11 protein-coding genes, 1 tRNA gene and 1 pseudogene are annotated in these 15402 nt (G+C 59.5%); all 13 read left to right on the forward strand.

Features of this window, described 5'->3' with window-relative positions; translation table 11 throughout:
* Positions 1 to 77, forward strand: a pseudogene (locus tag ACP691_RS00005) (hypothetical protein); the annotation flags it as partial.
* A 55-nt stretch (positions 78 to 132) separates the two neighbouring features.
* A tRNA-Trp gene (locus tag ACP691_RS00010) sits at positions 133 to 208 on the forward strand.
* 44 nt (positions 209 to 252) lie between these two features.
* A complete protein-coding gene (gene secE, locus ACP691_RS00015; RefSeq protein ID WP_426152296.1) occupies positions 253 to 621 on the forward strand; it encodes a preprotein translocase subunit SecE in 369 nt (122 codons plus the stop codon).
* Between the two features lie 9 nt (positions 622 to 630).
* The gene (gene nusG / locus ACP691_RS00020; protein ID WP_040261483.1) at positions 631 to 1164 is read left to right on the forward strand and encodes a transcription termination/antitermination protein NusG; all 534 of its coding nucleotides are present in this window, start codon (positions 631 to 633) and stop codon (positions 1162 to 1164) included.
* Positions 1165 to 1279: 115 nt separating this feature from the next.
* Positions 1280 to 1711: a 50S ribosomal protein L11 gene (gene rplK, locus ACP691_RS00025; RefSeq protein ID WP_040261484.1), complete on the forward strand. Its 432-nt coding sequence runs from the start codon at positions 1280 to 1282 to the stop codon at positions 1709 to 1711.
* On the forward strand, positions 1711 to 2406 hold the full coding sequence (rplA, locus tag ACP691_RS00030; protein ID WP_040261486.1) for a 50S ribosomal protein L1: 696 nt from the start codon (positions 1711 to 1713) through the stop codon (positions 2404 to 2406). The genes rplK and rplA overlap by 1 nt, the downstream gene beginning before the upstream one ends.
* A 198-nt stretch (positions 2407 to 2604) precedes the next feature.
* Positions 2605 to 3105 carry a 50S ribosomal protein L10 gene (rplJ, locus tag ACP691_RS00035; protein WP_426152299.1) on the forward strand — a complete coding sequence of 167 codons (501 nt, stop codon included), beginning with the start codon at positions 2605 to 2607 and terminating at the stop codon, positions 3103 to 3105.
* Between the two features lie 78 nt (positions 3106 to 3183).
* Positions 3184 to 3552, forward strand: a complete 369-nt coding sequence (gene rplL / locus ACP691_RS00040; RefSeq protein ID WP_040261488.1) for a 50S ribosomal protein L7/L12 — start codon at positions 3184 to 3186, stop codon at positions 3550 to 3552.
* Positions 3553 to 3770: 218 nt separating this feature from the next.
* Positions 3771 to 7844 carry a DNA-directed RNA polymerase subunit beta gene (gene rpoB, locus ACP691_RS00045; RefSeq protein ID WP_426152301.1) on the forward strand — a complete coding sequence of 1358 codons (4074 nt, stop codon included), beginning with the start codon at positions 3771 to 3773 and terminating at the stop codon, positions 7842 to 7844.
* A 61-nt stretch (positions 7845 to 7905) separates the two neighbouring features.
* On the forward strand, positions 7906 to 12105 hold the full coding sequence (gene rpoC / locus ACP691_RS00050) for a DNA-directed RNA polymerase subunit beta' (protein WP_426152303.1): 4200 nt from the start codon (positions 7906 to 7908) through the stop codon (positions 12103 to 12105).
* Between the two features lie 176 nt (positions 12106 to 12281).
* Positions 12282 to 12653 (forward strand): 30S ribosomal protein S12, encoded by a 372-nt coding sequence (gene rpsL / locus ACP691_RS00055; protein ID WP_003186084.1) that lies wholly within the window; start codon positions 12282 to 12284, stop codon positions 12651 to 12653.
* A 101-nt stretch (positions 12654 to 12754) separates the two neighbouring features.
* Entirely contained in the window at positions 12755 to 13225 is a 471-nt protein-coding gene (gene rpsG / locus ACP691_RS00060; RefSeq protein ID WP_040261491.1) for a 30S ribosomal protein S7, read from the forward strand.
* Between the two features lie 30 nt (positions 13226 to 13255).
* Complete coding sequence (fusA, locus tag ACP691_RS00065) at positions 13256 to 15376, forward strand: elongation factor G (protein ID WP_426152306.1); 2121 nt, start codon at positions 13256 to 13258, stop codon at positions 15374 to 15376.
* Positions 15377 to 15402 lie beyond the last annotated feature (26 nt).

Genomic DNA, 15402 nt, shown 5'->3' on the forward strand with positions numbered 1-15402 from the left:
AAGACGGCCTGCGTTTCGCAATCCGTGAAGGTGGTCGTACCGTTGGTGCTGGCGTTGTAGCCAAAATCATCGAGTAAAAAAGCTTGTAATCTCTCCATCAGGCCGACATAATGGTCGGCCTGATTCAGTTTTAGGTCAGTAGCTCAATTGGCAGAGCGACGGTCTCCAAAACCGTAGGTTGGGGGTTCGATTCCCTCCTGACCTGCCAGATTCACTTCGGTGGCTGGCTTTCTTTTCACAGGATTTCCCCAGATGATGCCGAAGGCCGAAGCCTCTGACACCCGTTTCGATCTCCTCAAGTGGTTGGTCGTAGTTGCGTTGGTTGTCGTGGGGGTTGTTGGTAATCAGTATTACTCGGCGGCTCCCGTCCTGTATCGCGTGCTGGCACTGATTGTGCTCGCTGCCGTTGCCGCGTATGTCGCGCTTCAAACCGCCAAGGGTAAGTCCTTTTTCGTCCTGGCGAAGGAAGCTCGCACCGAAATCCGTAAGGTCGTTTGGCCTACCCGCCAAGAGACTGCGCAGACCACGATGATCGTCGTGGCTGTCGTTTTGGTTATGGCCTTGCTGCTGTGGGGGCTCGATTCCCTCCTGGGCTGGCTTGTTTCCTTGATTGTAGGCTAAGGGTGTCCCGTGGCTAAGCGTTGGTACGTTGTGCATGCTTACTCGGGTTACGAGAAGCATGTCATGCGTTCGTTGATCGAGCGCGTCAAGCTCGCAGGCATGGAAGAGCAGTTTGGCGAAATCCTCGTTCCCACCGAAGAAGTGGTGGAAATGCGGAATGGCCAGAAGCGCAAAAGTGAGCGCAAGTTCTTCCCTGGCTACGTTCTGGTTCAGATGGAAATGAGCGAAGGGACTTGGCACCTTGTCAAGGATACCCCGCGCGTCATGGGCTTCATTGGCGGTACCGCCGACAAGCCCGCTCCCATCACCGACAAGGAAGCTGAAGCCATTCTGCGCCGTGTCGCGGATGGTAGCGACAAGCCGAAGCCGAAAACCTTGTTCGAGCCAGGTGAGGTCGTGCGTGTCATCGATGGGCCATTCGCTGATTTCAATGGCTCGGTCGAAGAAGTCAACTACGAGAAGAGCCGGTTGCAAGTCGCCGTTCTCATTTTCGGTCGTTCCACTCCGGTGGAGCTAGAGTTCAGCCAGGTCGAAAAGGTCTGACTGGAGACGGATCCCATACCCCGCAGGCGTAAGCTGCGGGGTTTTGTCGTCACCGGGATAAAACGCAAGCAAATGGGGAGCCGAAAGGCGTCTGAACCCAAAATTGGAGTAGCTCATGGCTAAGAAAATCACGGCTTATATCAAGCTGCAAGTAAAGGCCGCCCAGGCCAACCCGAGCCCACCCGTAGGTCCAGCTCTGGGTCAGCACGGCGTGAACATCATGGAATTCTGCAAGGCCTTCAACGCCCGTACCCAGGGTATGGAGCCCGGCCTGCCGACGCCTGTGATCATCACTGTCTACAGCGACCGCAGCTTCACTTTCGAAACCAAGAGCACCCCTGCTTCGGTTCTGCTGAAGAAAGCAGCAGGCCTGACCAGTGGTTCGGCTCGTCCGAACACCGTCAAGGTCGGCACCGTCACTCGCGCTCAGCTCGAGGACATCGCCAAGGCCAAGAACGCTGATCTGACCGCTGCCAGCCTCGAAGCAGCCGTGCGCACCATCGCCGGCTCCGCTCGCAGCATGGGCCTGAACGTGGAGGGTGTGTAATGGCTAAGCAAACCAAGCGTCAAAAGGCTATCGCCTCCAAGATCGAAGCAGGCAAGGCCTACAGCTTCGAAGAAGCCGCCAACCTGTTGGCCGAGCTGTCCACCGTCAAGTTCAGCGAGTCCTTCGATGTGGCCGTGAACCTGGGCGTTGACCCGCGTAAATCCGACCAGGTCGTACGTAGTGCTACCGTTCTGCCTCACGGCACCGGTAAAACCGTTCGCGTGGCCGTGTTCACCCAGGGTCCTGCCGCGGAAGCCGCTTTGGCTGCCGGCGCCGATCGCGTTGGCATGGACGACCTGGCCGCCGAAATGAAAGGCGGCGACCTGAACTACGACGTGGTCATCGCCTCTCCCGATGCCATGCGCGTCGTGGGTCAGCTGGGTCAGGTGCTCGGTCCTCGCGGCCTGATGCCTAACCCGAAAGTCGGTACCGTTACCCCTGACGTAGCTGGCGCGGTCAAGAACGCCAAGGCTGGTCAGGTTCGCTACCGCACCGACAAGAACGGCATCATCCATACCTCCGTTGGCAAGGTTGGCTTCGAAGCCGGCAAGCTGAAGGAAAACGTTGAAGCACTGATCGCTGACCTCAAGCGTATCAAGCCTGCTTCCTCGAAAGGTATCTACGTGAAGCGCGTTACCCTGAGCACCACCATGGGCCCAGGCCTGGTGATCGACCAGAGCTCGCTGAACGCTTGAGACACAATGGGGCGCCCTTAAGCGGGCGCTCTTGCAAGATTGGGGTCCCTGCCTGGCGGGGGCTATCCAAGACCGTAGGCGGCGCAAGCCTTAAACCAAAAGCCTACGCAGATGGTGCTCCCGATTCGTTACCGAATCAGACACCAAAACGACATCCAGCTCCGGCCGGATGAAACGGTAAAAACCAGGAGTAAACCCGTGGCAATTAAACTCGAAGACAAGAAGGCCATCGTCGCTGAAGTCAACGAGGCTGCCAAAGCTGCTCTGTCCGCTGTCGTGGCTGATGCCCGTGGCGTGACTGTAGGCGCAATGACCGGACTCCGTAAAGAGGCCCGCGAAGCTGGCGTATACGTGCGTGTCGTACGTAACACCCTGCTGCGCCGCGCTGTTGAAGGTACTGATTTCAGTGTCCTCAACGACGCGTTCAAAGGCCCGACCCTGATCGCGTTCTCCAACGAACACCCGGGCGCTGCCGCTCGTCTGTTCAAGGAGTTCTCGAAGGGTCAGGACAAGTTCGAGATCAAGGCAGCTGCGTTCGAGGGCAAGTTCCTCGCAGCCAATCAGATCGACGTACTGGCAACTCTGCCGACCCGCGACGAAGCCATTTCGCAGCTGATGAGCGTGATCCAAGGCGCTACCAGCAAGCTGGCTCGTACCCTGGCGGCTATTCGCGACCAGAAGGAAGCAAGCGCGGCCTAAGGCCTCGTACGCTCTTTCCGTTTAATTTGTTTATCTTGATGGCCGCGAAGGCTGTCCCCCAATACAGGAATTAGAGTCATGGCTCTGTCTCAAGAAGATATCATCAACGCCGTTGCCGAAATGTCGGTCATGCAAGTCGTTGAACTGATCAAGGCAATGGAAGAGAAGTTCGGCGTTACCGCCGCTGCTGCTACCGTTGCTGCTGCTGGCCCAGCTGCCGCTGCCGTTGAAGAGCAAACCGAGTTCACCATCGTTCTGGCCGAAGCTGGCGAGAAGAAAGTAAACGTGATCAAGGCTGTTCGTGAACTGACCGGTCTGGGCCTGAAAGAAGCCAAGGCTGTCGTTGACGGCGCTCCAGGCGTGGTCAAGGAAGGCGTTTCGAAAGAAGAAGCCGAAGCTGCCAAGAAAGCACTGGAAGAAGCAGGCGCCAAAGTCGAGCTCAAGTAAGCATCGACTTTGCCTCCGCGGCCCGAGCGTCAAGCAGACGGCTGATGGCTGGTGGCTTATGCCACCGGCCTTTTTCCGTTACTGGTCGTTGGCTTCAAGGCCTGTAACACGCTGTATCCACCCCGACGGGGTGACGCGAGCCATGGGGCTCGCAAGATTTTCTGGCTACTCCCGCCGGGAGAGGCCAAACAAGCAGGTGACCAAGCTGGGGAACGCTGATGGCTTACTCATACACTGAGAAAAAACGTATCCGCAAGGACTTTAGCAAGTTGCCGGACGTCATGGATGTGCCTTACCTCCTGGCCATCCAGCTGGATTCTTATCGTGAATTCCTGCAGGCGGGAGTGACCAAGGACCAGTTCCGCGACGTCGGTCTGCATGCGGCCTTCAAATCGGTATTCCCGATCATCAGCTACTCCGGCAACGCTGCCCTGGAGTACGTTGGTTATCGCCTGGGCGAGCCCGCCTTCGACGTGAAGGAGTGCGTGCTGCGTGGCGTGACCTTCGCGGTTCCGCTGCGGGTCAAGGTGCGCCTGATCATCTTCGACAAGGAATCGTCGAACAAAGCGATCAAAGACATCAAAGAGCAAGAAGTCTACATGGGTGAAATTCCCCTGATGACTGAAAACGGTACCTTCGTCATCAACGGTACCGAGCGTGTGATCGTTTCCCAGCTGCACCGTTCGCCTGGCGTATTCTTCGACCACGACCGTGGCAAGACCCACAGCTCGGGCAAGCTGCTGTACTCGGCGCGCATCATTCCGTACCGCGGCTCCTGGCTGGACTTCGAGTTCGACCCCAAGGACTGCGTGTTCGTACGTATCGACCGCCGTCGCAAGCTACCGGCCTCGGTATTGCTGCGCGCCCTCGGCTACACCACCGAGGAAGTCCTGGACGCCTTCTACACCACCAACATTTTCCACGTGAAAGGCGAGAAGCTGAGCCTGGAACTGGTGCCTCAGCGCCTGCGTGGTGAAATCGCGTCCATGGACATCACCGACAACGACGGCAAGGTCATTGTCGAGCAGGGTCGCCGGATCACCGCGCGTCACATCAACCAGCTGGAAAAGGCTGGTGTGAAGGAACTGGAAGTTCCACTGGACTACATGATTGGCCGTACCACTGCCAAGGCCATCGTGCACCCGGCAACTGGCGAAATCATCGCCGAATGCAACACCGAATTGACTACCGAAGTTCTGGTGAAGATCGCCAAGGCCCAGGTCGTTCGCATCGAGACGTTGTACACCAACGACATCGACTGCGGTCCGTTCATCTCCGATACCCTGAAGATCGACTCCACCAGCAACCAGCTGGAAGCTCTGGTGGAAATCTACCGGATGATGCGCCCAGGCGAGCCGCCGACCAAGGACGCCGCCGAAACCCTGTTTAACAACCTGTTCTTCAGTGCCGAGCGCTACGACCTCTCCGCCGTTGGCCGGATGAAGTTCAACCGTCGTATCGGCCGCGCCGAGATCGAAGGTTCCGGCGTACTGAGCAAGGATGACATCGTCGCCGTGCTCAAGACCCTGGTGGACATCCGTAACGGCAAGGGCATCGTCGACGATATCGACCACCTGGGCAACCGTCGTGTGCGCTGCGTTGGCGAGATGGCCGAGAACCAGTTCCGCGTGGGTCTGGTGCGGGTAGAGCGTGCTGTCAAGGAACGCCTGTCCATGGCCGAAAGCGAGGGCCTGATGCCTCAGGACCTGATCAACGCCAAGCCTGTGGCCGCGGCGGTGAAAGAGTTCTTCGGCTCCAGCCAGCTGTCCCAGTTCATGGACCAGAACAACCCGCTGTCCGAGATCACCCACAAGCGTCGTGTCTCCGCGCTCGGCCCAGGCGGCCTGACCCGCGAACGCGCGGGCTTCGAAGTGCGTGACGTGCATCCGACCCACTACGGCCGCGTGTGCCCGATCGAAACGCCGGAAGGTCCGAACATCGGTCTGATCAACTCCCTGGCCGCTTACGCCCGCACCAACCAGTATGGCTTCCTGGAAAGCCCATACCGCGTTGTGAAGGATGGCGTGGTTACCGACGAGATCGTCTTCCTGTCCGCCATCGAAGAGGCCGATCACGTGATCGCCCAGGCTTCGGCGGCCATGAACGAGAAAAACCAGCTGATCGACGAGCTGGTGGCCGTGCGTCACCTGAACGAATTCACCGTCAAGGCGCCTGAAGACGTTACCCTGATGGACGTCTCGCCCAAGCAGGTTGTTTCGGTCGCGGCCTCGTTGATTCCGTTCCTCGAGCACGACGACGCCAACCGCGCCCTCATGGGTTCGAACATGCAGCGTCAGGCAGTGCCTACCCTGCGCTCGGACAAGCCCCTGGTCGGTACCGGCATGGAGCGCAACGTAGCGCGTGACTCCGGCGTATGCGTGGTCGCGCGTCGCGGCGGCGTGATCGACTCCGTGGATGCCAGCCGCATCGTCGTGCGTGTCGCCGATGACGAAGTGGAAACCGGCGAAGCGGGTGTGGATATCTACAACCTGACCAAGTACACCCGTTCCAACCAGAACACCTGCATCAACCAGCGTCCGCTGGTCAACAAGGGTGACGTGGTCGCGCGCGGTGACATCATGGCCGACGGCCCGTCCACCGACATGGGTGAACTTGCGCTGGGCCAGAACATGCGCATCGCGTTCATGGCATGGAACGGCTTCAACTTCGAAGACTCCATCTGCCTGTCCGAGCGCGTGGTTCAGGAAGATCGCTTCACCACGATCCACATTCAGGAACTGACCTGTGTGGCCCGTGATACCAAGCTTGGCCCAGAGGAAATCACCGCCGACATCCCGAACGTGGGTGAAGCGGCGCTGAACAAGCTGGACGAGGCCGGTATCGTGTACGTTGGCGCCGAAGTCGGCCCTGGCGACATCCTGGTAGGCAAGGTCACGCCGAAAGGCGAAACCCAGCTGACGCCGGAAGAGAAACTGCTGCGCGCGATCTTCGGTGAAAAGGCTAGCGACGTGAAGGACACCTCCCTGCGCGTGCCAACCGGCACCAAGGGTACCGTCATTGACGTGCAGGTCTTCACCCGTGATGGCGTGGAACGTGACTCGCGCGCGCTGTCCATCGAGAAGAGCCAGCTGGACCAGATTCGCAAGGACCTCAACGAAGAGTTCCGCATCGTCGAAGGCGCGACCTTCGAGCGTCTGCGTAGCGCCCTGGTCGGGCAGGTCGTGGATGGGGGCGCGGGCCTGAAGAAAGGCACCGAGCTGACCAATGACGTGCTCAACGGCCTGGAACACGGCCAGTGGTTCAAACTGCGCATGGCTGACGACGCGCTCAACGAGCAGCTGGAGAAAGCCCAGCAATACATCGTTGACCGCCGCCGTCTGCTCGATGACAAGTTCGAAGACAAGAAGCGCAAGCTGCAGCAGGGCGATGACCTGGCGCCGGGCGTACTGAAGATCGTCAAGGTCTACCTGGCTATCCGTCGCCGCATCCAGCCGGGCGACAAGATGGCCGGCCGTCACGGTAACAAGGGTGTGGTCTCGGTGATCATGCCGGTTGAAGACATGCCGCACGACGCCAACGGCACCCCTGTGGACGTGGTCTTGAACCCGCTCGGCGTACCTTCGCGGATGAACGTGGGCCAGATCCTCGAAACCCACCTGGGCCTCGCGGCCAAGGGCTTGGGCGAGAAGATCAACCGCATGCTCGAAGAGCAGCGTCAGGTCGCCGAACTGCGTGGCTTCCTGAACGAGATCTACAACGAGATCGGCGGTCGCCACGAAAACATCGACGAGCTGTCGGACGAGGAGGTCCTGGCCCTGGCCAAGAACCTCAAGGCGGGCGTTCCCATGGCTACCCCGGTATTCGACGGTGCCAAGGAAAGCGAGATCAAGTCGATGCTCAAGCTGGCGGACATGCCAGAGAGCGGCCAGATGCAGCTGTTCGACGGGCGGACCGGTAACAAGTTCGAGCGTCCGGTCACTGTCGGCTATATGTACATGCTGAAGCTGAACCACCTGGTGGACGACAAGATGCACGCGCGTTCCACCGGTTCCTACAGCCTGGTTACCCAGCAGCCGCTGGGTGGTAAGGCTCAGTTCGGTGGCCAGCGTTTCGGGGAGATGGAGGTGTGGGCGCTGGAAGCATACGGCGCGGCATACACCCTGCAGGAAATGCTCACCGTGAAGTCGGACGACGTGAACGGCCGTACCAAGATGTACAAGAACATCGTGGACGGCGATCACCGTATGGAGCCGGGCATGCCCGAGTCCTTCAACGTGTTGATCAAAGAAATCCGTTCGCTCGGTATCGATATCGATCTGGAAACCGAATAACACGCGACGTGAATGGGAGCGGGGGTAGCCCCGCTTCCAGCTCCGCCAGGAGGAAAAGGCCTTGAAAGACCTGTTGAATCTGCTGAAAAACCAGGGTCAAGTCGAAGAGTTCGACGCCATCCGTATTGGCCTTGCCTCGCCTGAAATGATCCGTTCGTGGTCGTTCGGTGAAGTCAAGAAGCCTGAAACCATCAACTACCGTACGTTCAAGCCTGAGCGTGACGGTCTTTTCTGCGCCAAGATCTTTGGCCCGGTGAAGGACTACGAGTGCCTGTGCGGCAAGTACAAGCGCCTCAAGCACCGCGGCGTCATCTGTGAGAAGTGCGGCGTTGAAGTCGCCTTGGCCAAGGTTCGTCGTGAGCGCATGGCGCACATCGAACTGGCCTCCCCAGTAGCCCATATCTGGTTCCTGAAATCGCTGCCGTCCCGTATCGGCCTGCTGATGGACATGACCCTGCGTGACATCGAGCGCGTGCTCTACTTCGAGAGCTACGTGGTGATCGATCCGGGCATGACCACCCTTGAAAAAGGCCAGCTGCTCAACGACGAACAGTACTTCGAAGCCCTTGAAGAGTTCGGTGACGACTTCGACGCTCGCATGGGCGCCGAAGCCGTGCGCGAGCTGCTGCACGCCATTGACCTGGAGCACGAGATTGGCCGCCTGCGCGAAGAGATTCCGCAGACCAACTCCGAAACCAAGATCAAGAAGCTGTCCAAGCGCCTGAAGCTGATGGAAGCCTTCCAGGGCTCCGGCAACCTGCCGGAGTGGATGGTCCTGACCGTTCTGCCGGTACTGCCGCCAGACCTGCGCCCGCTCGTCCCGCTGGACGGTGGCCGTTTCGCGACCTCGGACCTGAACGACCTGTATCGCCGCGTCATCAACCGTAACAACCGCCTGAAGCGTCTGCTGGATCTGTCCGCGCCCGATATCATCGTGCGTAACGAGAAGCGCATGCTGCAGGAAGCGGTCGATGCCCTGCTCGACAACGGCCGTCGCGGTCGTGCCATCACCGGCTCGAACAAGCGTCCGCTCAAGTCGCTGGCCGACATGATCAAAGGTAAGCAAGGCCGCTTCCGTCAGAACCTGCTCGGTAAGCGCGTGGACTACTCCGGTCGTTCCGTGATCACCGTGGGCCCGACCCTGCGTCTGCACCAGTGCGGCCTGCCCAAGAAAATGGCCCTGGAGCTGTTCAAGCCGTTCATCTTCGGCAAGCTTGAAGTGCGTGGCCTGGCCACTACCATCAAGGCGGCCAAGAAGATGGTCGAGCGCGAGCTGCCAGAGGTCTGGGACGTGCTCGCCGAAGTGATCCGCGAACACCCCGTGCTGCTCAACCGCGCGCCTACCCTGCACCGTCTGGGCATCCAGGCGTTCGAGCCGGTGTTGATCGAAGGCAAGGCGATCCAGCTGCATCCACTGGTGTGCGCGGCCTACAACGCCGACTTCGACGGTGACCAGATGGCCGTGCACGTTCCGCTGACTCTCGAGGCTCAGCTGGAAGCGCGCGCGCTGATGATGTCCACCAACAACATCCTGTCGCCCGCCAACGGTGAGCCGATCATCGTTCCGTCCCAGGACGTGGTTCTCGGTCTGTACTACATGACCCGGGAAGCCATCAACGCCAAGGGCGAGGGCCGCGTATTCGCCGATCTGCAGGAAGTCGACCGCGTCTTCCGCGCTGGCGAGGCAGCCCTGCACGCCAAGATCAAGGTCCGGATCACCGAGACCGTGAACGACCGCGACGGCGGCAGTGTCACCAGCACTCGCATCGTCGACACCACCGTCGGCCGTGCCTTGTTGTTCCAGGTGGTGCCTGCCGGCCTGCCGTATGACGTCGTCAACCAGCCGATGAAGAAGAAGGCGATTTCCAAGCTGATCAACCACTGCTATCGCGTGGTAGGCCTGAAGGAAACCGTGATCTTCGCTGACCAGCTGATGTACACCGGTTTCGCCTATTCGACGATCTCCGGCGTTTCCATCGGTGTGAACGACTTCGTGATCCCGGACGAAAAAGCCCGGATCATCGGTACCGCTACCGACGAAGTAAAGGAAATCGAAAGTCAGTACGCCTCCGGCCTGGTTACCCAGGGCGAGAAGTACAACAAGGTCATCGACCTCTGGTCCAAGGCCAACGACGAAGTATCCAAGGCGATGATGGCCAACCTTTCGAAAGAAAAGGTCATCGACCGCGAAGGCAAGGAAGTCGAGCAGGAGTCCTTCAACTCCATGTACATGATGGCGGACTCCGGCGCCCGGGGTTCGGCTGCCCAGATTCGCCAGTTGGCCGGTATGCGCGGCCTGATGGCCAAGCCGGATGGCTCCATCATCGAAACGCCGATCACTGCGAACTTCCGTGAAGGTTTGAGCGTACTGCAGTACTTCATCTCTACTCACGGTGCGCGTAAGGGTCTGGCGGATACCGCGTTGAAGACCGCGAACTCCGGTTACCTGACCCGTCGTCTGGTGGATGTGGCCCAGGACCTGGTGGTGACCGAGATCGACTGCGGTACCGAGCAGGGCCTGATCATGACGCCGCATATCGAAGGCGGTGACGTGGTCGAGCCGTTGGGCGAGCGCGTACTGGGCCGTGTCATGGCCAAGGACGTGATGAAGCCTGGCACCGACGAGGTGATCGTCCCCGCCGGTACGCTGGTGGACGAGAAGTGGGTCGAGTTCATCGAGCTCAACAGTGTCGACGAAGTGGTCGTGCGTTCGCCGATCAGCTGCGAGACCCGGTACGGGATCTGCTCCAAGTGCTACGGCCGCGACCTGGCCCGTGGCCATTTGGTCAACATCGGTGAAGCGGTCGGCGTCATTGCCGCCCAGTCCATCGGTGAGCCTGGCACCCAGCTGACCATGCGTACCTTCCACATCGGTGGTGCGGCCAGCCGGACCTCCGCCGCGGATAGCGTCCAGGTGAAGAACGGCGGCATGGTGCGCCTGCACAACCTCAAGCACGTGGAGCGCGCGGACGGCAACCTGGTAGCGGTCTCCCGCTCCGGCGAGCTGGCCATTGCCGACGAGTTCGGCCGCGAGCGCGAGCGCTACAAGCTGCCGTACGGTGCAGTGATCTCGGTTAAGGAAGGGGACAAGGTCGACGCTGGCGCCATCGTCGCCAAGTGGGACCCGCACACCCACCCGATCGTGACCGAGATGAAAGGTACCGTGACCTTCGTGGGCATGGAAGAAGGCATCACCATCAAGCGTCAGACCGACGAACTGACCGGCCTGACCAACATCGAAGTCCTCGATGTGAAGGATCGTCCTGCCGCTGGCAAGGAAATCCGTCCGGCCGTGAAGATGGTCGGCGCCGATGGCAAGGATCTGTTGCTGCCAGGTACCGACGTGCCTGCTCAGTACTTCCTCCCCGCTAACGCCCTGGTGGGTGTGGCGGACGGTGTCCAGGTGGGTGTGGGTGATGTTATCGCGCGTATTCCTCAGGAAACTTCCAAGACCCGTGACATCACCGGTGGTTTGCCGCGGGTGGCCGACCTGTTCGAAGCGCGTCGTCCGAAGGAAGCGTCGATCCTGGCGGAAGTCAGCGGCACCATCGCTTTCGGCAAGGAAACCAAGGGCAAGCGTCGCCTGGTGATCACGCCGAACGACGGCAGCGATCCGTACGAGGAGCTGATTCCGAAGTGGCGCCACCTGAACGTCTTCGAAGGCGAACAGGTCAACCGCGGGGAAGTGATCTCCGACGGTCCGAGCGACCCGCATGACATCCTGCGCTTGCTGGGTGTGAGTGCGCTGGCCAAGTACATCGTCAACGAAATCCAGGACGTGTACCGCCTGCAGGGTGTGAAGATCAACGACAAGCACATCGAGACCATCCTGCGTCAGATGCTGCGTAAGGTGGAGATCGCCGAATCCGGTGATTCCAGCTTCATCAAGGGCGACCAGATGGAGCTCACCCAGGTGCTCGGCGAAAACGAGCGTCTGGCCTCCGAAGACAAGTTCATCGCGAAATACTCGCGTGTGCTGTTGGGTATCACCAAGGCATCGCTGTCGACCGAGTCGTTCATCTCGGCGGCATCGTTCCAGGAAACCACCCGGGTACTCACCGAGGCGGCGGTTACCGGCAAGCGCGACTACCTGCGCGGCTTGAAGGAAAACGTCGTGGTGGGTCGCTTGATCCCGGCCGGTACCGGCCTGGCGTACCACAGCGAACGCAAGCGTCGCCGTGATGCGGACAAGCCGCTGCGCGTAAGCGCGAGTGAAGTGGAAGCCGCTCTGACGGAAGCCCTGAACTCCAGCGGTAACTGACAAGGCCAGGCGCCTCTCCCCCTCCCGGGCTACCGGTGGGGGAGGGCGCGCTTCGCCTTGACTGAGGGGCGAGGGATCTTTAGACTCTCGTACCCCTAATTATGGCGGGGCTTTTGCCCTGCCATTTGCTTTTCAAGTAGGGCAATAGCGTCGAAAGACATCAGTGGAGCTAAAAGATGGCAACGATCAACCAGCTGGTACGTCAGCCGCGCAAGCGTATCGTCGAGAAATCCGACGTACCTGCGCTGCAGAACTGCCCGCAGCGTCGTGGTGTGTGCACCCGCGTGTACACCACCACGCCGAAAAAACCAAACTCGGCACTGCGTAAAGTCTGCCGTGTACGCCTGACCAACGGTTTCGAGGTTTCCTCGTACATCGGCGGTGAAGGCCACAACCTGCAAGAGCACAGCGTTGTGCTGATCCGTGGCGGTCGTGTAAAGGACTTGCCAGGTGTGCGTTACCACACCGTTCGCGGCTCGCTGGATACCTCAGGTGTCAAGGGTCGTAACCAGGGTCGTTCCAAGTACGGTACCAAGCGTCCGAAGTAAGGATCGCGTTCCGCACTTTGCAGTCAACATTTTATTGAGTCGATAAGAGTAAGGTCGGGCACTGTCCCGGGCTAACCTGAAGACCGTTTGAGGGCTTATCAATGCCAAGACGTCGTGTAGCAGCCAAGCGTGAGATCCTGGACGATCCGAAATACGGAAGCCAGATCCTCGCCAAATTCATGAACCACGTGATGGAAAGCGGCAAGAAAGCCGTTGCCGAGCGCATCGTTTACGGTGCCCTGGAAACGGTCAAGGCCCGCAAGAACAGCGACCCCCTGGAAATCTTCGAGAAAGCTCTCGACGCCATCGCTCCGCTGGTCGAAGTAAAGTCCCGCCGTGTAGGCGGTGCAACCTACCAGGTTCCGGTCGAAGTTCGTCCATCCCGTCGTAACGCCCTGGCCATGCGCTGGCTGGTGGACTACGCCCGCAAGCGCGGCGAGAAGTCCATGGCCCTGCGCCTGGCGGGCGAGTTGCTGGATGCTGCTGAAGGCAAAGGCGCTGCGGTCAAGAAGCGTGAAGACGTGCACCGTATGGCTGAAGCCAACAAAGCCTTCTCGCACTACCGCTTCTAATATCAGCGTCACTCACTTTGCGAGGGCTTTATGGCTCGTACTACTCCGATTAACCGCTACCGTAACATCGGTATCGTCGCTCACGTGGATGCGGGTAAAACCACCACCACCGAGCGCGTACTGTTTTACACCGGCGTGAACCACAAGATGGGCGAGGTGCATGATGGCGCCGCGACCATGGACTGGATGGTGCAGGAGCAGGAGCGGGGTATTACCATTACCTCCGCTGCTACGACCGCTTTCTGGGCAGGTTCGAACAAGCAGTTCGAAAAGCACCGCTTCAACATCATCGATACCCCCGGCCACGTTGACTTCACCATCGAAGTTGAGCGTTCGCTGCGCGTACTCGACGGTGCCGTGGTCGTGTTCTGTGGAACCTCCGGCGTTGAGCCGCAGTCGGAAACCGTATGGCGTCAGGCCAACAAGTACGGTGTTCCACGTCTTGTCTACGTGAACAAGATGGACCGTGCCGGCGCCAACTTCCTGCGCGTCGTTGACCAGATCAAGAAGCGCCTGGGTCACACCCCGGTGCCGATTCAGCTGGCTATCGGTGCGGAAGACAACTTCCAGGGTCAGATCGACCTCATGACCATGGAAGCTGTGTACTGGAGCGAAGACGACAAGGGCATGGCTGCTCGCCGTGAGCCGATTCCAGCAGAACTGCAGGAAATGGCCGAAGAGTGGCGCGCCAACATGGTTGAAGCCGCAGCTGAAGCCAACGAAGAGCTGATGAACAAGTACCTTGAAGGTGAAGAGCTCACCATCGAGGAAATCAAGGGCGCCCTGCGTCAGCGTACCATCGCTGGTGAAATCGTCCTGGCTGTTTGCGGTTCCTCGTTCAAGAACAAGGGCGTTCCCCTGGTTCTCGACGCTGTCATCGATTTCCTTCCGGCGCCTGTGGATATCCCGGCCATCAAGGGCTCGCACCCTGATGACGAAACCAAGGAAATGGAGCGTCACGCTACCGACGACGAGCCTTTCTCGGCGCTGGCGTTCAAGATCGCTACCGACCCCTTCGTTGGTACCCTGACCTTCGCTCGCGTTTACTCCGGCGTTCTGAACTCCGGCGACGGCGTGATCAACTCCGTCAAGGGGAAGAAAGAGCGCGTGGGTCGTATGGTTCAGATGCACGCCAACACCCGTGAAGAGATCAAGGAAGTACGCGCTGGCGACATCGCGGCCCTGATCGGCATGAAGGACGTCACCACCGGTGATACCCTGTGCTCCGCTGAAAACCCGATCATCCTCGTGCGCATGGACTTCCCGGAGCCGGTTATTTCGGTGGCCGTGGAGCCCAAGACCAAGGATGACCAGGAGAAGATGGGTATCGCTCTGGGCAAACTCGCTCAGGAAGACCCTTCCTTCCGCGTCAAGACCGACGAAGAAACCGGCCAGACCATCATCTCCGGCATGGGTGAGTTGCACCTGGACATCCTCGTCGACCGTATGCGTCGCGAGTTCAACGTCGAGGCCAACATCGGCAAGCCGCAAGTGTCCTATCGTGAGCAAATCACCAAGGACAACGTCGAGATCGAAGGCAAGTTCGTTCGCCAGTCCGGCGGACGCGGCCAGTTCGGTCACTGCTGGGTTCGTTTCTCCAAGCCCGATATCGACGAAAACGGCAACATCACCGAAGGCCTGGTGTTCACCAACGAAGTCGTGGGTGGTGTGATTCCGAAGGAATACATCCCTGCGATTCAGAAGGGCATCGAAGAACAGATGAAAAACGGCGTTGTTGCCGGTTATCCTCTGATCGGCCTGAAGGCGACGGTATTCGACGGTTCGTACCACGACGTCGACTCCAACGAAATGGCGTTCAAGGTCGCGGCTTCCATGGCAACCAAGCAGCTGGCCCAGAAGGGCGGTGGCGAAGTGCTGGAGCCGATCATGAAGGTCGAAGTCGTTACCCCAGAAGACTACATGGGCGATGTGATGGGTGACCTGAACCGTCGTCGCGGTCTGATCCAGGGTATGGAAGACACCGTCTCCGGTAAGGTGATCCGCGCCGAGGTACCATTGGGCGAGATGTTCGGTTACGCAACCGACGTGCGCTCGATGTCTCAGGGCCGGGCCAGCTACTCCATGGAATTCTCCAAATACGCTCCAGCGCCTTCGAACATTGTCGAAGCCCTGGTTAAAAAACAAGGCTAACCAAGCCCTTTAGGCAAGAGGTTCAC

Source organism: Pseudomonas sp. DC3200b2 (genome assembly GCF_049895785.1).
Taxonomy (GTDB): Bacteria; Pseudomonadota; Gammaproteobacteria; order Pseudomonadales; family Pseudomonadaceae; genus Aquipseudomonas; species Aquipseudomonas massiliensis.